16 protein-coding genes are annotated in these 20,586 nt (G+C 57.6%); 7 read left to right on the top strand and 9 right to left on the bottom strand.

Translation table 11 applies throughout. The features are described 5' to 3' along the window. The first annotated feature begins 127 nt into the window (after positions 1-127). The 5 genes from EKL29_RS19070 (at position 128) to pdeR (ending at position 9,155) form a co-directional block, all read left to right on the top strand. The gene (locus EKL29_RS19070) at positions 128-2,431 is read left to right on the top strand and encodes an FdhF/YdeP family oxidoreductase (RefSeq protein WP_120454103.1); all 2,304 of its coding nucleotides are present in this window, start codon (positions 128-130) and stop codon (positions 2,429-2,431) included. Positions 2,432-2,553: 122 nt separating this feature from the next. Further along, positions 2,554-4,488: an exoribonuclease II gene (locus EKL29_RS19065; RefSeq protein WP_126690447.1), complete on the top strand. Its 1,935-nt coding sequence runs from the start codon at positions 2,554-2,556 to the stop codon at positions 4,486-4,488. Positions 4,489-4,667: 179 nt separating this feature from the next. Further along, entirely contained in the window at positions 4,668-6,734 is a 2,067-nt protein-coding gene (locus EKL29_RS19060) for a carbon starvation CstA family protein (protein WP_120454100.1), read from the top strand. Continuing rightward, positions 6,727-7,011, top strand: a complete 285-nt coding sequence (locus tag EKL29_RS19055; RefSeq protein ID WP_126690446.1) for a YbdD/YjiX family protein — start codon at positions 6,727-6,729, stop codon at positions 7,009-7,011. Before EKL29_RS19060 ends, EKL29_RS19055 begins: the two co-directional genes overlap by 8 nt. A gap of 158 nt (positions 7,012-7,169) precedes the next feature. After that, positions 7,170-9,155, top strand: a complete 1,986-nt coding sequence (pdeR, locus tag EKL29_RS19050; protein WP_120454096.1) for a cyclic di-GMP phosphodiesterase — start codon at positions 7,170-7,172, stop codon at positions 9,153-9,155. A gap of 12 nt (positions 9,156-9,167) precedes the next feature. Here pdeR and EKL29_RS19045 read toward each other — a convergent pair whose 3' ends face one another. The 3 genes from EKL29_RS19045 to araD all read right to left on the bottom strand — a co-directional run bounded on the left by EKL29_RS19045 (position 9,168) and on the right by araD (position 12,265). Further along, positions 9,168-10,034 (bottom strand): crotonase/enoyl-CoA hydratase family protein, encoded by an 867-nt coding sequence (locus EKL29_RS19045; RefSeq protein ID WP_103795955.1) that lies wholly within the window; start codon positions 10,032-10,034, stop codon positions 9,168-9,170. A 140-nt stretch (positions 10,035-10,174) separates the two neighbouring features. After that, a complete protein-coding gene (gene kdgT, locus EKL29_RS19040) occupies positions 10,175-11,158 on the bottom strand; it encodes a 2-keto-3-deoxygluconate transporter (RefSeq protein ID WP_120454094.1) in 984 nt (327 codons plus the stop codon). A 405-nt stretch (positions 11,159-11,563) separates the two neighbouring features. Continuing rightward, on the bottom strand, positions 11,564-12,265 hold the full coding sequence (araD, locus tag EKL29_RS19035; RefSeq protein WP_126690445.1) for an L-ribulose-5-phosphate 4-epimerase: 702 nt from the start codon (positions 12,263-12,265) through the stop codon (positions 11,564-11,566). Between the two features lie 354 nt (positions 12,266-12,619). On the opposite strand from araD, the gene osmB reads away from it, so the two are divergent. Continuing rightward, on the top strand, positions 12,620-12,835 hold the full coding sequence (gene osmB, locus EKL29_RS19030) for an osmotically-inducible lipoprotein OsmB (RefSeq protein ID WP_033746828.1): 216 nt from the start codon (positions 12,620-12,622) through the stop codon (positions 12,833-12,835). 82 nt (positions 12,836-12,917) lie between these two features. On the opposite strand, the gene yciH is transcribed toward osmB, so the two are convergent. The 5 genes from yciH to pgpB form a co-directional block, all read right to left on the bottom strand. Then, a complete protein-coding gene (gene yciH, locus EKL29_RS19025; RefSeq protein WP_126690444.1) occupies positions 12,918-13,241 on the bottom strand; it encodes a stress response translation initiation inhibitor YciH in 324 nt (107 codons plus the stop codon). Then, positions 13,238-13,960 (bottom strand): orotidine-5'-phosphate decarboxylase, encoded by a 723-nt coding sequence (gene pyrF / locus EKL29_RS19020; protein WP_126690443.1) that lies wholly within the window; start codon positions 13,958-13,960, stop codon positions 13,238-13,240. The genes yciH and pyrF overlap by 4 nt, the downstream gene beginning before the upstream one ends. 199 nt (positions 13,961-14,159) lie before the next feature. Beyond that, positions 14,160-15,329 carry a lipopolysaccharide assembly protein LapB gene (lapB, locus tag EKL29_RS19015; protein WP_120454086.1) on the bottom strand — a complete coding sequence of 390 codons (1,170 nt, stop codon included), beginning with the start codon at positions 15,327-15,329 and terminating at the stop codon, positions 14,160-14,162. Positions 15,330-15,335: 6 nt separating this feature from the next. Continuing rightward, on the bottom strand, positions 15,336-15,644 hold the full coding sequence (locus EKL29_RS19010; RefSeq protein WP_120454084.1) for a LapA family protein: 309 nt from the start codon (positions 15,642-15,644) through the stop codon (positions 15,336-15,338). A gap of 128 nt (positions 15,645-15,772) precedes the next feature. Continuing rightward, a complete protein-coding gene (gene pgpB / locus EKL29_RS19005; protein WP_126690442.1) occupies positions 15,773-16,537 on the bottom strand; it encodes a phosphatidylglycerophosphatase B in 765 nt (254 codons plus the stop codon). A 229-nt stretch (positions 16,538-16,766) separates the two neighbouring features. Between pgpB and ribA the strand changes: the two genes are divergently transcribed. Next, entirely contained in the window at positions 16,767-17,363 is a 597-nt protein-coding gene (gene ribA / locus EKL29_RS19000; protein ID WP_120454080.1) for a GTP cyclohydrolase II, read from the top strand. A 183-nt stretch (positions 17,364-17,546) separates the two neighbouring features. On the opposite strand, the gene acnA is transcribed toward ribA, so the two are convergent. Next, positions 17,547-20,228, bottom strand: coding sequence for an aconitate hydratase AcnA (gene acnA / locus EKL29_RS18995; protein WP_126690441.1), 2,682 nt, complete (start codon positions 20,226-20,228; stop codon positions 17,547-17,549). Between the last annotated feature and the right edge of the window lie 358 nt (positions 20,229-20,586).

Raw genomic sequence — 20,586 nt, 5'->3', positions numbered from 1 at the left:
AACGGCGGCTATCGCACCATTAAGTCAATCAATTAGACAACTTATGATTGCAGTCGCACACTTCCCTCACCGTCAGGATATATCCTGATAACAAACTTCCTACAAAAAACATAAGCCTGCACTCACCATGAAATTCAAACGTAAAATTAAGCCTTACCGCGCCGCTGCGGGCGGTTGGGGTTCGCTGGAAGCCACTACCCGTTTCGTTTTCGACAGCAAGGCCGCGCTGAAAAATATGCGCAACCTGATGCGCATGAATAAAGCGCGCGGCTTCGACTGCCCGGGCTGCGCCTGGGGCGACGATAACAAAAGCACCTTTAGCTTCTGTGAAAACGGCGCTAAAGCGGTGACCTGGGAAGCGACGCGTCGCGTGGTCGATACCGATTTCTTCGCACAGCACAGCGTCACTAAACTCTATGCCCAGAGCGACTACTTCCTGGAGTATCAGGGCCGTCTGACCCATCCGATGCGCTATAACGCTGAAACCGACCACTACGAGCCGGTCAGCTGGGACGACGCCTTTGCGCTGATCGCACAGCACATTAAGGCGATGGATAACCCGAACCAGATGGAGCTTTACACCTCCGGTCGCGCCAGCAATGAAGCCTCCTGGCTCTATCAGCTGTTCGGCCGTCTGGCGGGTACCAATAACTTCCCGGACTGCTCCAACATGTGTCACGAAGCGAGCGGTGCCGGTCTGAAGCGCAGCATCGGCGTCGGCAAAGGCACCATTCGTCTCGACGACTTCGACCATGCTGACGCGATCTTCGTCTTTGGCCAGAACCCGGGCACCAACCACCCGCGTATGCTGCACAGCCTGCGCCACGCAGCCGATCACGGCGCGAAAATCGTGACCTTCAACACGCTGCGTGAACGTGGCCTTGAGCGTTTCGCCGATCCGCAGAAGCCGCTGGAAGTCGTCACCTCCAAAGCGGGCACCATCAGCTCCGCCTACTATCAGCCGAATCTCGGCGGCGATATGGCGGCGGTGCGCGGCATGGTGAAAGCGCTGCTGGAAACCCATCGCGCCCGCGTAGCGGCCGGTGAGAAAGGCCTGTTTGACGAAGCCTTTATTAACGCGACCACCCACGGCGTTGAAGCCTATTTCGATGCGGTAGACAACACCGACTGGATGCAGATCGTGCAGCAGTCTGGTCTGAGCGAAGCGCAAATCCGCGAAGCTGCGGCGATTTACCAGAGTTCCGATCGCGTCATTATCACTTGGGCGATGGGCATCACTCAGCATAAGCACTCGGTAGATACGGTACGCGAGATCGTTAACCTGCAGCTGCTGTTCGGCCAGCTCGGCAAAAAAGGCGCGGGCCTCTGTCCGGTACGCGGTCACAGTAACGTGCAGGGCAACCGCACGATGGGTATCGATGAGAAGCCCAGCAAAGCCTTCCTCGACGCGCTCGGCAGCCACTTCGGCTTTGAGCCGCCGCGCGAACACGGCCATAACACAGTTGACGCGCTGAATGCGATGCTGCGCGACGAGATTAAAGTGCTGATCGCGCTGGGCGGCAACCTGGCCGCCGCTGCACCCGATTCGCCACGCACCGAAGAGGCGCTGCAGCGCTGTGGTCTGACGGTGCACATCAGCACCAAGCTCAACCGTAGCCACCTGGTGCCGGGCGCAGAGAGCCTGATCCTGCCGACGCTGGGCCGTACCGAGCGAGACACGCAGGCGAGTGGCAACCAGTTCATCACCGTTGAGGACTCCTTCAGCATGGTGCACGCCTCCGAAGGCATCGGCATTCCGCTGGCGGAGACGCAGCGCTCTGAAACCGCCATTGTGGCGGGCATCGCGCACGCGGTGCTGGGCGATGAAAAAGTGAAGTGGCTGGAGCTGGCCGCCGATTACAACCTGATCCGCGACCATATCGCCGCCACGATCCCGGGCTTCGCCGACTTCAATGAGAAGTGCGACCTGCCGGGCGGTTTCTACCTCGGCAACGCGGCGGCGGATCTGCGCTTCAACACCCCGACGCAGAAAGCGGAGTTCAGCAGCGCAGCGCTGCCTGAATCGCTCTTCCCGGCGGATGTGGCTGAGGTGCCGTTTACGCTGCAGACGCTGCGTTCGCATGACCAGTACAACACCACGATTTACGGCCTTGATGACCGTTACCGCGGCGTTTACGGCCAGCGCGAAGTGGTGTTTATCAACCCGGAAGATATGCAGGCGCTCGGCTTTACGGAAGGTCAGCTGGTGGATATCGAAACCCTGTGGAACGACAATATTTCGCGTCGCGTCAGCGGTTTCAAACTGGTGCCCTACAATATTCCGCGCGGTAACCTGGCGGCTTATTACCCGGAAACCAACCCGCTGGTCCCGCTCAACAGCTTCGGCGATATCAGCGGCACGCCGACCTCCAAATCGGTTCCGGTTAAGCTGGAGCTGTCGGTTTCACTGCCTACGCAGCGCATTGCGTAAGGTCAGAGTTTCCTTAGATAAAAGCCGGTTAATCCGGCTTTTTTACCCTCTTTTGCCTTGCCGCGCGCCCCTGATTCGCGTAAAACTAGCAGCCGCTCTTAGGCCACGAAACTAAACTGACTATGTTCCAGGATAATCCGCTGCTCGCGCAGCTCAAAGAGAAGCTCCACGCGCAGACTCCTCGCGCAGAAGGTGTTGTTAAAGGCACCGAAAAAGGTTTCGGCTTCCTTGAAGTCGACGCGCAGAAAAGCTATTTCATTCCGCCGCCGCAGATGAAGAAGGTGATGCACGGCGACCGTGTTTCTGCCGTCATCCACAGCGATAAGGATCGTGAAAGCGCCGAGCCTGAAACGCTGATCGAACCCTTCCTCAGCCGCTTTGTCGGCCGCGTGCAGAAGAAAGATGACCGTCTTTCCATCGTCCCGGACCATCCGTTATTAAAAGACGCTATTCCCTGCCGTCCGGTGCGTGGCCTGAGCCATGATTTCCAGGCTGGCGACTGGGCCGTCGCCGAAATGCGCCGTCACCCGCTGAAAGGCGATCGCGGTTTCTATGCCGAACTGACTGAATTTATCGTTAAAGCCGACGATCATCTGGCGCCCTGGTGGGTCACCCTGTCGCGCCATAATCTGGAGCGCGAAGCGCCGCAGGTTGGCTTTGGCGAGATGCTGGATGAAAACCTGACGCGTGAAGATCTGACCGCGCTCGATTTCGTAACCATCGACAGCGCCAGCACTGAAGATATGGATGACGCGCTCTATGTCGAAGAGAACGCCGACGGCACGCTGAGTCTCACTATCGCCATCGCCGACCCGACCGCTTACGTGCCGGAAGGCAGCGAGCTGGACAAGCTGGCGGCGCAGCGCGCGTTCACCAACTATCTGCCTGGCTTTAATATCCCGATGCTGCCGCGCGAACTCTCCGACGACGTCTGTTCGCTGCGTCCGAACGTGCGCCGCCCGGCGCTGGCCTGCCGCGTTACCGTCGCGCAGGATGGATCGCTGGGCGACGACGTACACTTTTTTGCCGCGTGGATCGAATCTAAAGCCAAACTGGTTTACGACGAGGTTTCCGACTGGCTGGAAAACAGTGGCGAATGGCAGCCGCAGAGCGAGGCGATCGCCCGACAGATCCGTCTGCTGCATCGCATCTGCCTGGCGCGCAGCGAATGGCGTCACAACCATGCGCTGGTGTTTAAAGATCGTCCCGATTACCGCTTTGTTCTCGGCGAGAAAGGCGAAGTGCTGGATATCGTCGCCGAGCCGCGCCGTATCGCCAACCGTATGGTAGAAGAAGCGATGATCCTCGCGAACGTCTGCGCCGGTAAAGTGCTGCGTGAGAAGCTCGGCTTTGGGGTCTACAACGTGCACACCGGCTTTGACGCGACGAACGCCGAGCAGGCTGCTGCCGTGCTGTCCAGCCATGGCGTGACCGTTGACGCTGCCGCTATCACCACGCTGGAAGGCTTCCGCCAGCTGCGCCGCGAGCTGGATGCGCAGCCGACGCAGTATCTGGACAGCCGCATTCGCCGCTTCCAGTCATTTGCTGAGATCAGCACCGAGCCGGGTCCCCATTTCGGGCTGGGTCTGGAGGCTTACGCCACCTGGACCTCGCCGATCCGTAAGTCGGGCGACATGATCAACCATCGTCTGCTGAAAGCGATTATTCGCGGCGAGCAAGGCGCTCGCCCTGATGAGGCGTTGACGGTGACCATGGGCGAACGTCGTCGCCTTAACCGTATGGCGGAGCGCGACGTCGGCGACTGGCTCTATGCACGCTGGCTGGCGCCGCATGCCGGCACCGACCGCAAGTTCAGCGCGGAGATTATCGACGTCTCGCGCGGCGGCATGCGCGTGCGCTTGCTGGAGAACGGCGCGGTCGCCTTTATCCCGGCGCCCTTTATCCATGCGGTGCGCGACGAGCTGGTGTGCAGCCAGGAGCACGGCACCGTACAGATTAAAGGCGAGATCGCCTATCGCGTAACGGACGTCATTGACGTCACCATCGCCGAAGTGCGTATGGAAACGCGCAGCGTGGTTGCCCGCCCCGCGGTCTGAACATAAAAAATGGGGGATAACGATTGTTATCCCCCTTTCTTCTTTGCCGCTGCTACAAATGTTAAATTTGTTCCCCGCTTCACACTTCTCAACACATTAACTTTCACTTACATTCCATTACATTACTTTTGACTCGTTGTCTTTGAACGTCCCTTTCGGTTCATACAAGGAGTGAGGTCATGAAGAACGTCAAAACCGGCGCGATCTGGTTAGTGGTGGCGTTAGTCGGCGCGGGCGCATTCGCTATGCTGGCGTTAAATCGCGGCGAACAAGTTAATGCAGTCTGGCTGGTGGTGGCCGCCGTCGCCTGCTACAGCATCGCCTATCGCTTTTACAGCCTGTTTATCGCACGCAATATTTTTGAACTGGACGATCGTCGTCGTACGCCAGCCGAACGTTTCAATGACGGCCTCGACTATGTGCCGACCAATAAATGGGTGCTGTTCGGCCACCATTTTGCCGCCATTGCAGGCGCGGGTCCGCTGGTCGGCCCGATACTGGCGGCGCAGATGGGCTTTTTGCCCGGCACCATCTGGATCCTCGTCGGCGTGATGCTGGCGGGCGCGGTGCAGGATTTCCTTGTGCTGTTTATCTCTACCCGCCGCGACGGCCGCTCGCTGGGCGAAATGGCGCGCCAGGAGCTGGGTGCTTTCGCTGGCGTGATCACCATGCTCGGCGCGCTCGGCGTGATGATCATTATTCTCTCCGCGCTGGCGCTGGTGGTGGTTAAAGCGCTGGCTAACTCGCCGTGGGGCCTCTTTACTATCGCCGCGACGATTCCGATTGCGCTGCTGATGGGCGTCTATATGCGCTTTATCCGCCCAGGCAAAATAGCGGAAGTCTCCCTGATTGGCTTTGTGCTGATGATGGCGGCGATTATCTACGGCGGAAACGTCGCGCAGGATCCCTTCTGGGGCCCCTTCTTTACCCTGAAAGGTACCTCGCTGACCTGGGTGCTGGTTATCTACGGCTTTGTCGCCTCGGTGCTGCCGGTCTGGCTGCTGCTGGCGCCGCGCGACTACCTCTCGACCTTCCTGAAAATCGGCGTGATTGTCGGGCTGGCGATCGGCATCCTGTTCGCCATGCCGGAAATGAAAATGCCAGCCGTTACGCGTTTTATTGACGGCAGCGGCCCGGTCTTCTCAGGACAGCTTTTCCCGTTCCTGTTTATCACCATCGCCTGCGGTTCGATTTCCGGCTTCCATGCGCTGGTTTCCAGCGGCACCACGCCGAAGCTGGTGGAGCGCGAGAGCCATATCCGCTTTATCGGCTATGGCGCGATGCTGATGGAATCTTTCGTCGCCATTATGGCGCTGATCTGCGCCTCAGTTATCGATCCTGGCGTCTACTTCGCCATGAACTCGCCTGCCGCGCTGATCGGCACGACGGTGGAGAACGCCTCGCAGGTGATTAACGGCTGGGGCTTTGTGGTAACGCCAGAGTCGCTCGCCAGCATCGCGCGCGATGTCGGCGAGGCCTCGGTGCTGTCGCGCGCGGGCGGCGCACCGACCTTTGCGGTCGGCATGGCGCATATCATCAGCGACGTCTTTAACAGCCGCGCGATGATGGCCTTCTGGTACCACTTCGCTATCCTGTTTGAAGCGCTGTTCATTCTTACCGCCGTGGATGCCGGCACGCGCGCCTGTCGCTTTATGGTGCAGGATCTGGTCGGCACCGTAGTGCCGTCACTGGCGAATAACCGGTCGTGGGCGGGCAATATGGCGGGCACGGCGGTTTCAGTCGCCGGCTGGGGCTTTTTCGTCTATCAGGGCGTGGTCGATCCGCTGGGCGGCATCAATACGCTATGGCCGCTGTTCGGCATCGGCAACCAGATGCTCGCCTCTATGGCGCTGATCCTTGGCACCGTGGTGCTGTTTAAGATGAAGAAGCAGCGCTACGCCTGGGTAACGATTCTGCCGACCGCCTGGCTGTTTATTACCTCCATGACGGCGGGCTGGCAGAAAATTTTCCATGAAAAGCCGTCAATCGGCTTTCTGGCGCAGGCGAATAAGTTCCGTAAAGGCATCGACGACGGGGTGATTATCGCGCCGGCGAAGAGCGTGGCGGATATGCAGACCATCGTGTTCAGCAATCAGATCAACGCCGTGCTGTGCGGATTCTTTATGCTGGTGGCGGTGACGATGCTTATCGCCGCATTCTTCGTTATTCGTCGCGCTCTGCAGAGCAACGTGCCGACCACGCACGAAGCGGAGCCGTCGCTGCGTAAGGAGGTTCACCATGTCTGATGCGATTCGCCGGGCCGTCCGCCCGGCAAGCCTGGTCGGCATTACCTGCTGTCGACCAATCGCCGCGCCCGCACGTTTTAGCTGGCGCAGGTTATGGCGTGGGCTGCAGCAAAGTTTCCGGCTGATGGTCGGCGTGCAGGATTATCAAAATTATCTTCAGCATATGCAGCGTCAACACCCGGATCTGCCCCCGATGAGCGAGCGCGATTTTCATCGATACTGTCTTGATGCCCGGTTCCCCAGCCAGGCAGGTAAGCTGGGGAAATGTCCTTGTTAAGCAGGGAAATTGGCCCCGCGATGCGGGGCTTTTTTGTGCCATTGTTAATCAGACTGGAAAATATATTTGGCTGGCATCTTGTGCTGAAGTCAGATGCCGAATACTGTTGATAAAATAATGAGATAACGCCAGCAGAGCACTCCCCGGAGGACCTTTCCATGACCGATGAACAAGGGCAAACGTTGCTATACACCTTGTTTGGCACGACCAGCCCTCATTGGCGCCTGACCACCGACAGCGATGCTTTGCATTTAGCAGAGGATGAAAACGCGCATACCAACATCGCCGTTGCGCTGACCCCCGCGCAGGCCAGCCTGTTGCGCGCGATGCCGGTGATCACCTCCAGCGTCAACCTGACGCTGTCGCTGCACGGCACGCCGGTGCCAATGCACTTTGTCGGCCGTAAGGTTAATCAGTCAAGCTGGGCCGGCACCGCTTCCGCCTGGGGCGATACGTCTGCCGTCGCGCGCGATCTGACCCAGGGCCTCTCTTTTGCCGAACAGGTGGTCTCTGAAGCCAACTCGGTGATCGTTATTCTCGATCAGCGCGGCAATATTCAGCGCTTTAACCGCCTCAGCGAAGAGTACACCGGCCTGAATGAGCATGAAGTGATTGGCCGTAACGTTTTCCAGCTGTTTATGACCAAACAGGAGGCGGCCGCTTCGCGCCGCAATATCGCCGGTTTCTTCCGCGACGGCAATTCCTATGAAGTGGAGCGCTGGGTGAAAACCCGTAAGGGCCAGCGACTCTTTCTGTTTCGTAATAAGTTCGTTCACAGCGGCAGCGGGAAAAATGAAATTTTCCTCATCTGTTCAGGAACGGACATAACTGAAGAGCGACGGGCGCAGGAGCGCCTGCGCGTGATGGCGAACACCGATACCGTGACCGGTTTGCCTAATCGTAACGCTATTCACCAGCAAATTAGCCTGGCGCTGGAACTGGCGAAAGGCGATGAGACCGGCGTGGTTTACCTCGATCTCGATAATTTTAAAAAAGTGAACGACGCCTACGGCCATATGTTCGGCGATCAGCTGCTGCAGGCGGTATCGCTGGCTATCCTCAGCTGCCTGGGCAAAGACCAGACGCTGGCGCGCCTCGGCGGCGATGAGTTCGTGGTGCTGGCGGAACATACCAGCCAGGCGGCGCTGGAGGCGATGGCGTCGCGCATTCTGGAGCGGCTGCGCCAGCCCTTCCGTATCGGCCTGATTGAAGTCTACAGCGGCTGTTCCATCGGCATCGCCCTCGCCCCGCTACACGGCGAGGATCGGGAAAGCCTGATCCGCAACGCCGACACCGCGATGTATCACGCTAAAGAGAACGGGCGCGGTAAGTTCTGCGTTTTCGCCGCCGAAATGAATCAGCGCGTATTTGAGTACCTCTGGCTCGACACCAACCTGCGCAAGGCCCTGGATCAGGATCACCTGACGGTGTTCTATCAACCGAAGCTCGACAGCGACGGCGTGGTGCGCAGCGCAGAGGCGCTGGTGCGCTGGAACTCGCCGGAGCGCGGCATGGTCTCGCCCGCCGACTTTATCCCCTATGCCGAAGAGTCTGGCCTGATTGTGCCGCTCGGCCGCTGGGTAATGCTGACCGTGCTGCGTCAGATTCTGGTCTGGCGCGAACAGGGTATAAATCTGCGCGTGGCGGTCAACGTCTCCGCGCGGCAGCTTATCGACCAGAGTATCTACAGCGATCTCAGGCTGGCGCTTATCGACAGCGGGCTGACGGAGTGTCCGATCGATATCGAGCTGACCGAAAGCTGCCTGATAGAGAACGAAGCGCAGGCGCTGACCCTGATGAAACAGTTTCAGGAGCTGGGCGCGCAGGTGCACCTCGACGATTTCGGTACGGGCTACTCTTCGCTGTCGCAGCTGGCGCGCGTACCGATCAACGCCATCAAGCTTGATCAGAGTTTTATTCGCAATATTAATGAGCAGCCGGTCTCTCAGTCGCTGGTGCGCGCTATCGTTGCCGTTGCCAAGGCGCTGGCGTTGCAGGTGATTGCCGAAGGCATCGAGACCAAAGCGGAAGAAGAATTTGTCCTCCTTAACGGTGTGGATGGGCGTCAGGGATATTTCTATGCAAAACCAATGCCCGCAGAACAGTTCGGGCATTGGCTGGCTAAGCATCCTGCCCGCGTTTAAAAGGTGTTGTTACTAGCCGGCTTTACGCAAGGATGCGCTATGACGGTTCTGTAACTGTACCAGACGTTCCATATAGGCAATGTCTTTGGGTTCCAGCGTAAAGGCATAATCTACCCAGTCTTCAGTGATATCCATCAGCTCGGCGCGCGACAGCTGCAGTACGCGCTGACGCGCTTTCAGCATGGCGCGCACGCCGTTCAGCTTCGGTCGCAGCGTATCGATGAAGGTACGCGTGCAGCGGTAGCTTTCGCCAGGCTGGAAGACTTTGTCCACCAGACCGCGCGTTTCATACCATTCGGCACTGTGTGACTCCCCTTCGCAAATCAGCTCTTCCGCCAGCTTCATCCCGGCACGACGCGCGACTAAGGAGTAGCCGCCCATACCCGGGAACAGGTTGAAGGCGATTTCCGGAAAGCCGAGCCGCGCGTTGTTTTGCGCCAGGATAAAGTGGTGCGCCAGCGCGGCCTCGAAACCGCCGCCTAGCGCGCTGCCCTCTATCATCGCCAGCGTGACCGCGCCCGTGTCAAAGCCGCGCGCCGCCGAGTGAATGCAGTCGACGCAGGCGCGCGCATAGGCGCGCAGCGCCTCACGGCGGTTGTTGCGAATGCACTCGACAAAGAAGCGCAGATCGCCGCCCGCGTTGAACATCTGCGGCACCAGCGAACCAGTGACCCAGAAATCAATCGGCAGACCGGAACGCTGCGCCGCATAGCTCAGGTTCATGATCTCCTCGATTAATTCGTGGTTGAAACTGGGACGCGGTTGCGCCCGCAGCATCATCCACATGGTGCGGCGGCCCTCTTCGTAATACGCGGCAAGTTGGGTGGTCTGTCCCACTTCGGTGAACAGTCGGCAGGTTGGTTGGTTAATTACTGTCATCGTCTCATCCTCTGTTTATTTGATGCGTTAAACGCCACATCAGCGTAATGCAGAGAGAGGCCAGACCAAATGAGAGATTGATTTATAAAGTAAAATCCAGAGATATCCCCGACTTAGAGGTCGGGGATGCTTAAGCGGGGTTACTTGATCGCCGCGCGCTGGCCAACCGCAACGCGAGAACGCTTAACGCGTTTTGAATAAACAGCAGTTATGACTGGCACCAGCACTGAGGTCACAATCACCGAGGTCGCCACCAGCGCGGTGGCGGCTGGCGCAACCGGTTTAAACTGCGGCAGCATTTCAGCTATCAGCACCGGCGTTGCGACCGCCGCACCTGCCGTGCTGGAGGCGGCGATGCCTGCGGTGCCGTCGCCGCCGCCTATCAGACGATCGGCGATAATCAGCGGAATGCCGGTTATGATAATCACCGCCACGCCCAGCAAGATGCCCAGCAGGCCGGTCTGTGCGATAACCGTCAGGTCGATGGTATTGCCCAGCGCAAAGGCGAAAAAGGGAATAAGCGTATGCACCGCTTTGCCGAAAAACTCCCGCAGTTCTGGATCCAGATTGCCCAGCGCGAAACCGATCAGGAACGGTAAGACTGCGCCGACAAAGACATGAGGTTCAAAGGAGGCGATGCCTGCCGTGCCGAGGATCACCATTGTCATCAGCGGGCCAGACTCAAGCGACATCAGCACAAAAGCGCCCGCTTCTTCCTTGCTGCCGTACTGCTGCATGATCGAGGCGTAAAGACCGCCGTTAGTCATATCCATCGCCGCTACCAGCGCCAGCGTTGACAGCCCGGCAAGCATCCCGACTTCTACGCCATTTTCCGGCATCACGCGTGAAGCGATAGCCGCCACGATCCAGGCCACCGCGATCTTGGTAATCACCAGCGTGCCGGATTTGCGCAGTACGGTGCCGGTGGCGCTGATCCTGATTGAGGCGCCCATGCAGAAGAACCAGATGGCGAGGATCGGCACCGTGCCGGTCATCAGGCCATTGGTGAATGAGCCGAGATATTTCCCAGCGCCAGGAGAAAGGGTATGACAAAGCGCGCCGAGAAAGAGCGGAATAAGCATCATGCCGCCGGGAATTTTATCGATAGCACGTTTGATATGCATCAGGGATCACCTTTGCTGTCCAGAGGGAGGTGCGTTTTTATGCCCGAAGGCGTGACAGCAAAGTACGGGGGACGGCGACAGAAAACAGTGATCCCATCCTTAAAATGAAACGCTGTTTTATTTTTTGTGAAGAGTGCATTTCATTATTTTGATCGGCGTCGCCATACCAGGCGTTTCAGGCACAGATAGCGCGCATTTCATCAGCTGTATGTTTTGAGAGGACGCAGGTACCAGGGGCCGATCGTAAAGAAGCAAAATTGGCATCCCTGCCCGCCCGGTCTGTTGCGGGACGCTTTTCTCTTGTCGGTCGGTACTCCCTGCTCAGGTGGGATCTGCGTTCTCTGTGAGAAGCAGAGCGCGGCGAATCAGGCGCCCTGCTCTTTGTTGAAGAGAGGATGCAGCAGATTACCCTTTTTGACCGTACCAGGCGTTTTCGCCGTGCTTACGCAGGTAGTGAAGGTCAAGCAGCGTCTGGTTGATGGGTGGCAGATCAGCGCGCAGCTGCTGGCTGAACAGCCCCATATAGGCGACCTCTTCCAGCACCACCGCACTGTGTACTGCCGCGTGCGCGTCGCGTCCCCAGGCGAAAGGCCCGTGCGAATTGACCAGCACCGCTGGGATCGCGCTCGGCGACAAATCGCGCTGGGCGAAGGTCTCGATGATGACGCCGCCAGTATTCCATTCGTAGTCGTTCTGAATCTCCTCATCACGCATGGCGCGTGTACAGGGGATCTCGCCGTAAAAGTCATCCGCATGGGTCGTTCCCCATGCCGGTATCGGCCGACCAGCCTGCGCCCAGATTGTGGCGTGGCGCGAATGGGTATGAACAATACCGCCGATTTCCGGCCATGCCTGGTAGAGCGCGCGGTGAGTGGCGGTATCAGACGAAGGCCGCTTGTCCCCCTCTACGACTTCTCCGCTGGCGAGATCCACCACCACCATATCGTCGCGCTTCATGCAGGCGTAGCTGACGCCCGAAGGTTTGATCACCAGCAGGCCCTGCTCGCGATCGACCGCGCTAACGTTGCCCCAGGTAAAGGTGACGAGGTTATAACGCGGCAAGTCCAGGTTCGCTTCCAGTACCTGCTGTTTGAGTTGTTCCAGCATTGTGTTCTCCTGCTCAGATTTATCACTGAATTGTGCAGGGGCTGGCTCTGAAAAGGTTATGGAGCGATTGGCTGGAAAAGCGGCGGAAAACGGCTGATAACGCAAAAATGCGGCGTGAATTAGGAATCTTCCATCTTCGGAAAATTTGCATAAGGCTTAGAATTCACTCATGCAATGGGCGGATCTGTTTGCCGGTTGCATTTATCTGTCCGAGACAACATTGTCCATAGTGAAAAGGCATATCGGCATCTTCAGGGAAGAAGCGATGGCGTAATACGGGCAGATAGAAGAACAGAGGAAAAAACCACCTATACTGAGTGTGTTGCCTCTGTGAGCACAATCAAGGAGAAGTTTATGACAACAACCATGAAACGTATTACCGCAGCTGTTTTGGCTACCACATTAGTTGTCGCGCTGAGCGGCTGTTCCAACTGGTCAAAACGCGATCGTAACACCGCCATCGGTGCCGGAGCAGGCGCAATTGGTGGCTCAGTGTTAACGCACGGCAGCGCGCTCGGCACTCTCGGCGGCGCAGCAGTGGGCGGTGTCATCGGTCATCAGGTCCATTAATGACCAAAAAGCATTTTTAATAATAAAGGCTACGCAGCGCATCTACAAAACTCTCGGGCTACTGTCGTAGCCCGATTTTGTTTTACCCACCGGCCAGTTTTACCTTCAGGCCCTTCGCTTCCAGCAGCTGTTTAAGCAGATCGCGTTTATCGCCCTGAATTTCAATCACGCCCTCTTTCACTGAGCCGCCGCATCCGCATTTTTTTTTCAGTTCTGCGCCCAGCTTGTTCAGCGCATCGTCGTCGAGATCGAGTCCGGTAATCAGGCAGACCCCTTTGCCTTTGCGGCCGCTGGTCTGACGCTGAATGCGCACAATGCCGTCGCCTTTAGGACGTTCGATTTTGTCTTTCGGCTGCTCGATGCGGCCCGCATCGGTTGAGTAGACCAGAGGATTATCGCGGCTCATGAGGACTCCTTAAGGCTGGTTAAAATAGCGGTCAGCGTGGCGGCCGGATCGGCCGACTGGGTAATGGGACGTCCGATCACCATATAGTCTACCCCCGCCAGTTTCGCCTGTTGCGGCGTCATAATGCGGCGCTGATCGCCAGCGTCGCTGCCCGCCGGACGGATGCCCGGCGTCACCAGCGTAAAATCCGCGCCGATGGCCGACTTGAAACGTGCGGCCTCATGCGCTGAACAGACTACGCCGTCGAGGCCGCACTCACGGGTTAGCTTCGCCAGACGCTCGGCCTGTTCGGCAGGCGATAAGGTGATGCCGAGGCCGCGCAGATCCTCCGCATCCATGCTGGTTAATACCGTTACGGCAATCAACAACGGCGCCTCCTTGCCGAACGGCACCAGCGCTTCGCGCGCGGCATTCATCATGCGCGCCCCGCCGCTGGCGTGCACGTTGACCATCCAGACGCCAAGATCCGCCGCCGCCGCGACCGCATGTGCGGTGGTATTGGGAATGTCATGAAATTTGAGGTCGAGAAAGACCTCAAACCCGCGCTGCTGCAGCTCTTTTACCAGCGAGGGCCCAAACAGGGTAAACATCTCTTTACCGACTTTTAGCCGACAGCTCTGGGGATCAACCTGGTCGACGAAACGCAATGCGCTGTTGAGATCGTGATAATCGAGCGCCACAAGAATGGGCGAAGCGGTCACGGCTGATGATAAGGGCATGGCATTTCCTCATAGTTAACGGCAGCGGGCGTGTAGGACAAACGGCAAGCATTCTACCCGCGCGTTATGTCAGGGACAACGTTTGCGGCCACCTTCCCACCTGCGTGGCGATAAGTTGCACGTTGCCGCGTGGGTGTTAATTGGCTTTTTAGTATGTTGTAACTATTGCGAAGGCGTTAAGCGAAAGTCTAACGGCCAGTTACTGACCGTCGAGTCCGCGAATAGGTTTGACGGAGGACCAGGTGCGGCAGGAAGGACAATGCCAGTAGAGCGCATGCGCGGTAAAACCACACTTCTGGCAGCGGTAGCGCGGCTTGGTGCGAATCTGTTCGCCGACCATATCGCGCAGCACCATCAGGCTCTCTTTCGCGCGCCCGTCTTCCGCCTCATGCAGGTGAAAGTCCATCAGGCGATGGAAAACGCGCATAGTGGGATGACGCTGCAGCTGACGGTTGATATAGAGCTGCGCGGCATCTGGCCCTTCCTGTCGCTCCAGGATATCAGACATATAGAGTTCAGCCGCCGCGCCCGTATTCTCTTCCACGCAGCGCTGCAAAAATGCCGCCCAGGCATCGGGCTGATTAAGCCGCTGATAACAGGTTTCCAGCATCGGCAGAGTTTCGCTCACCAGCTCTTTATCCTGATCCAGCACGCGCTGCAGATGCTCAATAGCTTTGGCATACTCGCCTTTTTCAATCAGGATGCGTCCCATCATGATCGACACGCGCGCGCTCTGGCGATCGGCGGCCTCGCCTTTTTTCAGCAGCCCCATGGCGCGATCGAGATCGTCGCTGCTCATCGCCTGCAGCGCCAGTTCGCAGTAGAAGTGGGCTATCTCCCCTTTCTGCTTATCTTTGCCGAGCTTCACCAGCCTTTCGGCCACCTCAATCGCCTGATGCCAGTCGCTGGTCGCCTGATGGATCAGCAGCAGCTGTTGCAGCGCGCTAATGCGGAAATCGGTTTCATCTGTCAGCTGCTTGAACATATCCTCGGCGCGATCGTAAAGTCCGGCGGCCATATAATCGCGGCCCAGCTGCTGGATCGCCAGCAGGCGCTGGTCGTAGTTAAGCGAGGCGCTCTCCATCAGCGACTGGTGAATACGTATCGCGCGATCCACCTCGCCCCGCGAGCGGAACAGATTGCCCAGCGTCAGGTGCGCCTCTACCGTGCCGCTGTCCTCTTTCAGCATATCGAGAAAGAGATCGACCGCTTTATCCTGCTGGTTAGAGAGCAAGAAGTTAACGCCTGCAACATAATCACGCGACAGGCGACTCGCTTCCTGTTGCTTGTCCTGCTGCGCGCTGCGTCGCCCCATATACCAGCCGTAAGCCGCAGCGACGGGCAATAACAGAAACAGCAATTCGTGCATGGAGGACTATTCCCGACCCGCGACGGCGGCCGATGAGGTCGCAGGCGGATTGCTTTTATCCAGCTGCGTCTGCATACGTTTGATTTTGCGTTGCGCATGCGCCAGCGAGACGCGGGCGCGCAGCCAGAAGAGACCGCAGATGGCCCAGCCCAGCACAAACCCTGCGCCGAACAGCGAGGCCAGCAGCGTAGAGATACGGAATTCGCCCTGCGCCAGCAGATAGTTGAAGGTGATGACCTGGTCGTTATGCGCGCCTAAGGTGACGGAAATAATAAAAATGACCAATACCACTAAAAAAATCAGCAAATATTTCACAGTGCATCCTGTTGTGAGGTTATCCAGTAGAAGTATGCCAAAAAAGCGGCAACAATGCTGCTCCCTGCAGCGCCAGGCGAATGGCTTTTACGCAAGCGCAATCAATAATATGGGGATAAAGTACGGAATTACAATCCGTTTTCCCTTTGCGCCACGTCCTTTCGCTCTTCCGGCGGTACGGTAAGCGGGCCGCAAAAGCGCTGCGCCAGCCAGGTGGCAAAGGAGACCAGCAGCCAGGAGAGCACTACCGCCATCGCCAGATCGCCCGGCCAGTGCATACCCAGCAGCAGCCGGCTGGCCATGACCGCGCCCGCCCAGACGCCGATCGCCGCGATGGTGATATAGCGGCGGCGAGGCCAGAGCAGACCTACCGCCAGCAGCGCCCAGCTGGCAGCGAATAGCGTATGGCCAGAAGGAAAGGCAAAGCCGGTTTCAAATGCCCAGTGCCGCTTCAGCCAGCCCGGCAGCAGCTGGTCGCTGGCGAGCAGCTGATCGACGCGCTGGCTGCGCTCTTTGCGCGTCATGCTGTAAAACTCGCGATCGTCCAGTCCGTGATTATGTTCAAGCCAGACCACATAGGGACGCGGTTCCTGTACCTGATCTTTGATATAAGATTTGGTGTATTGTCCGGTCAGGATCGTGGCGTTCATGATCAGCAGCAGCAGTAACGCGGGCTTGAGGCGAAAACGCAAACACCACAGCACCCACAGGCTGAGCACCAGGCTCGTCAGGGTTCCCCAGGGGCGCGTCACGGTTTCCGTCATCCAGTAGAGTACGCGCAGCAGCGCGTCGCTTTGGCCGGGCTGCCAATGCCAGCTGGTCAGCCAGACCGTTGCCGGAATAATCATCAGCAGCAACATGCCTGCCGTGGTGCGACGCAAAATCTGCAGCATCCTTTCTCCTTCGATTTGGCGCCCTTGCGCCGCTGGCGAATAATTTTATCTTAAAAAATAATAATATAACTTATTGCGCATTGGATAATTGTGCTTTATCGCTACAATCGCTCTGACAAATTACCAGCCCAACTTCTCGTTGTGGCACAATATTGCCAATTTTTTCAGGCCATACTGGCCTGTGCGCTATTTTAGAATAGCGCATCCTCTGAAGGTTCTGGAGAGTCACATGCAGCTTAAACGGGTGGCAGAAGCCAAACTGCCCACGCCCTGGGGCGATTTCCTCATGGTAGGTTTTGAAGAAGTGGCAACCGGTCACGATCACGTCGCGCTGGTATTCGGCGACATCAGCGATAACACGCCCGTACTGGCGCGCGTTCATTCGGAATGCTTGACCGGTGATGCGCTGTTCAGTTTACGCTGCGATTGTGGTTTTCAACTGGAGGCGGCGCTGAATGCCATTGCCGAAGAGGGCCGCGGCGCGCTGCTTTACCATCGTCAGGAAGGTCGTAATATCGGCCTGCTGAATAAGATCCGCGCCTACGCGCTGCAGGATAAAGGCTATGACACTGTCGAAGCCAACCACCAGCTCGGCTTTGCGGCAGACGAGCGTGATTTCACACTGTGCGCCGATATGTTCAAACTGCTGGGGGTAAATGAAGTGCGTTTGCTGACCAATAATCCGCGTAAGGTGGAGATCCTCAGCGAAGCGGGGATTAATATCGTCGAGCGCGTGCCGCTGATTGTCGGCCGTAACCCGAAGAACGCGCACTATCTCGATACTAAAGCGGAAAAGATGGGCCACCTGCTGCCTAAATCTGAATAAGGTAGCTGTTACAGGCCAGGCAGACGGCGCGGTTGGCAAGGGCCGATCGCAAAGTCGCTCAAGGCATCCCTGCTCGCTCGGCCCGCGCCATCCCTGGCGCGGGACGCTTTGCTCTTCTGCCCATGCCAACCGCGCTTTATACTCAAGCGCTGTTGTATAAGCCGGGTTTCCCCGGCTTTATCATTAGTTCAGCATATTGCGAATCACATAGTGCAGAATGCCGTCGTTGCGGTAATAGGTCAGCTCATTACCGGTATCAATTCGGCAGCGCGTCTCCAGCGTTTCCTGCGTGCCATTCGGGCGCGTCATCGTCACTTTCACCGTGCAGCCCGGCTGCAGCTGCGACAGATTTTCAATGTCGAACACCTCTTCGCCGGTAAGCTGCAGGGTTTTACGCGTCACGCCTGGCGCAAATTCCAGCGGAAGAATGCCCATGCCGATCAGGTTGGAACGGTGGATACGCTCGAAAGATTCCGCTATCACCACGCGAACACCCTGCAGACGCGGACCTTTCGCCGCCCAGTCGCGGCTAGAGCCGGAGCCATACTCTTTACCGGCAATTATCGCCAGCGGCGTCCCCTCTTCCTGATACTTCATCGCCGCATCGTAGATCGCCAGCTGTTCGCCGCTCGGTATATGACGGGTATAACCGCCTTCGACGCCCGGCACCATCTCATTGCGAATACGGATATTGGCGAAGGTACCGCGCATCATCACTTCATGGTTGCCGCGCCTTGAACCGTAAGAGTTGAAGTCAGCTTTATCGACGCCATGTGACTGAAGATAACGTCCTGCGGGACTGTCCGCTTTAATACTGCCCGCGGGCGAGATATGGTCAGTAGTCACCGAGTCGCCCAGCATCGCCAGCACCCGCGCGCCTTTGATATCCTGGACAGGTTTCGGTTCACGCTCCATATCGTCAAAGAACGGCGACAGGCGAATATAGGTCGATCCTTCGTCCCATTCATAGGTGGCCGCTTCGCTCACCTTGATCTGCTGCCAGTCCTTCGTGCCGTAGAACACCTCGGCATACTCTTTATGGAACATATCACTGGTCACCTGCTGCACGGCCGTGGCGATCTCTTCCGGCGACGGCCAGATATCCTTCAGGAAAACGTCGTTGCCCTGCCGATCCTGACCCAGCGGCTCGGTCTGCAGGTTGACCTTCATATTGCCCGCCAGCGCATAGGCGACCACCAGCGGCGGCGACGCCAGCCAGTTGGTTTTCACCAGCGGATGGATACGTCCTTCAAAGTTACGGTTGCCGGAAAGCACGGCGCCGACGGTAATATCGCCCTCTTTAATTGCGGCTTCTATTTCATCGGGCAGCGGCCCAGAGTTGCCGATACAGGTGGTGCAGCCGTAACCGACAAGATTAAAACCGAGCTTATCGAGGTAAGGCGTCAGCTGCGCTACCGCCAGATAATCGGAGACGACTTTCGAACCCGGCGCCAGCGACGCTTTTACCCACGGCTGACGCTTAAGGCCACGCTCTACCGCTTTTTTCGCCAGCAGCCCCGCCGCCATCAGCACGCTCGGGTTAGAGGTGTTGGTACAGGAGGTAATGGCGCTGATGACCACCGCGCCATCCTCGATCTGATGGCTGAGGCCGGTTTTGCTGTCGGTATAGGTAACGGATTTATGCGCCGGCTGGCTATGATTAACCTCAAGCTCGTGGCTGGCGTTGAACGCAGCGGGCACATCGCCAAGAGAGACGCGATCCTGGGGGCGTTTGGGACCGGCGATGCTGGACTCCACGCTCTGCATATCGAGCGACAGCGAGCTGGTAAAAATCGGCTCGTCGCCAGGATTACGCCACAGCCCCTGCGTTTTCGCGTAGGCTTCGACCAGCGCGACCTGCTCGGCATCGCGCCCCGTCAGCGTCAGGTAGCCCAGCGTCACGTCATCAATCGGGAAGAATCCGCAGGTGGCACCATATTCGGGCGCCATATTGGCGATAGTAGCGCGGTCCGCCAGCGGCAGATCGGCCAAACCGTCGCCGTAAAACTCTACAAACTTCCCGACCACACCATGCTTACGCAGCATCTGGGTGACGGTCAGCACTAAATCAGTCGCGGTAATGCCCGGACGCAGCTTACCGGTCAGCTTAAAGCCAACCACATCAGGGATCAGCATAGAAACCGGCTGGCCCAGCATCGCCGCCTCGGCTTCGATACCGCCGACGCCCCAGCCCAGTACGCCCAGCGCGTTAATCATTGTGGTATGCGAATCGGTGCCGACCAGCGTATCTGGCCAGGCAAACTGCTTGCCGTCTATCTGCTCATGCCAGACAGATTTACCGAGGTATTCCAGGTTAACCTGGTGGCAAATACCGGTTCCCGGCGGCACAACGCGGAATTTATTGAACGCTTTCTGGCCCCAGCGCAAAAACACATAGCGTTCATGGTTGCGCTCCATCTCCAGCTGCACGTTCTCTTCAAAGGCGCTGTCGTCGCCGAAGCGGTCTACGGTGACGGAGTGGTCGATCACCAGATCGACCGGCGACAGCGGATTCACCTTCGCCACATCGCCGCCTAAGCGTTTCACCGCCTCGCGCATCGCCGCCAGATCCACCACCGCCGGGACGCCGGTGAAATCCTGCATCAGCACGCGCGCAGGCCGGTAAGCAATTTCTCTGTCGGCATGGCCGGTCTGCTGCCAGCCGACCAGCGCATGAATATCTTCTTCCGTTACGGAATCGCCATCCTGCCAGCGCAGGAGATTCTCCAGCAGCACTTTTAATGATTTAGGAAGGCGGTCGATGTTACCAAGATGTTGGGCGGCGCGGGGTAGGCTGAAAATATGGTACTGCTGCTCGTCGACCTGCAGCGTGTCCTGACTCTGCTCGCGTAGGGTTTCCGACATAGCTCCTCCTTTTCTTATCGTGATCGCGTTAACCTCAGAGAAAACAAGGTTTATGTTAAAGATAGACTACATTTTCCTTAACGTTTTGATTACAACACAAAATGCTACACTATCGCGCACACAAACGAAAACGCCCCGCAGGTTATGCGGGGCGTAAGCGAAAAGAATGAGGGAGAATACTACTTTCAGGTTATACAGCAATCCATACGGCCGCGGCCCAGAATGCAAATGAGAATGCATATGCGCTCAGCCAGGACATCTTAATCATATTGATGTTCATACGTCACTCCTCCCGAAAACGGGCGTAAAAAAGTCCTGCTGTCATCATTTATGTGATGACACCCTTTTTATATGCTGA

It is taken from the genome of Pantoea sp. YU22 (genome assembly GCF_003970755.1).
GTDB lineage: Bacteria > Pseudomonadota > Gammaproteobacteria > Enterobacterales > Enterobacteriaceae > Pantoea > Pantoea piersonii.
The sequence above is the reverse complement of the archived record's forward strand: the minus strand, read 5'-3'. Positions and strand labels throughout refer to the sequence as shown.

Bases quoted from the DNA above. Each gene is read 5' to 3' on its own strand.
- EKL29_RS19070 (WP_120454103.1), top strand. From the start codon at position 128: ATGAAATTCAAACGTAAAATTAAGCCTTACCGCGCCGCTGCGGGCGGT.
- EKL29_RS19065 (WP_126690447.1), top strand. From the start codon at position 2,554: ATGTTCCAGGATAATCCGCTGCTCGCGCAGCTCAAAGAGAAGCTCCAC.
- EKL29_RS19060 (WP_120454100.1), top strand. From the start codon at position 4,668: ATGAAGAACGTCAAAACCGGCGCGATCTGGTTAGTGGTGGCGTTAGTC.
- EKL29_RS19055 (WP_126690446.1), top strand. From the start codon at position 6,727: ATGTCTGATGCGATTCGCCGGGCCGTCCGCCCGGCAAGCCTGGTCGGC.
- pdeR (WP_120454096.1), top strand. From the start codon at position 7,170: ATGACCGATGAACAAGGGCAAACGTTGCTATACACCTTGTTTGGCACG.
- EKL29_RS19045 (WP_103795955.1), bottom strand. From the start codon at position 10,034: ATGACAGTAATTAACCAACCAACCTGCCGACTGTTCACCGAAGTGGGA.
- kdgT (WP_120454094.1), bottom strand. From the start codon at position 11,158: ATGCATATCAAACGTGCTATCGATAAAATTCCCGGCGGCATGATGCTT.
- araD (WP_126690445.1), bottom strand. From the start codon at position 12,265: ATGCTGGAACAACTCAAACAGCAGGTACTGGAAGCGAACCTGGACTTG.
- osmB (WP_033746828.1), top strand. From the start codon at position 12,620: ATGACAACAACCATGAAACGTATTACCGCAGCTGTTTTGGCTACCACA.
- yciH (WP_126690444.1), bottom strand. From the start codon at position 13,241: ATGAGCCGCGATAATCCTCTGGTCTACTCAACCGATGCGGGCCGCATC.
- pyrF (WP_126690443.1), bottom strand. From the start codon at position 13,960: ATGCCCTTATCATCAGCCGTGACCGCTTCGCCCATTCTTGTGGCGCTC.
- lapB (WP_120454086.1), bottom strand. From the start codon at position 15,329: ATGCACGAATTGCTGTTTCTGTTATTGCCCGTCGCTGCGGCTTACGGC.
- pgpB (WP_126690442.1), bottom strand. From the start codon at position 16,537: ATGCTGCAGATTTTGCGTCGCACCACGGCAGGCATGTTGCTGCTGATG.
- ribA (WP_120454080.1), top strand. From the start codon at position 16,767: ATGCAGCTTAAACGGGTGGCAGAAGCCAAACTGCCCACGCCCTGGGGC.
- acnA (WP_126690441.1), bottom strand. From the start codon at position 20,228: ATGTCGGAAACCCTACGCGAGCAGAGTCAGGACACGCTGCAGGTCGAC.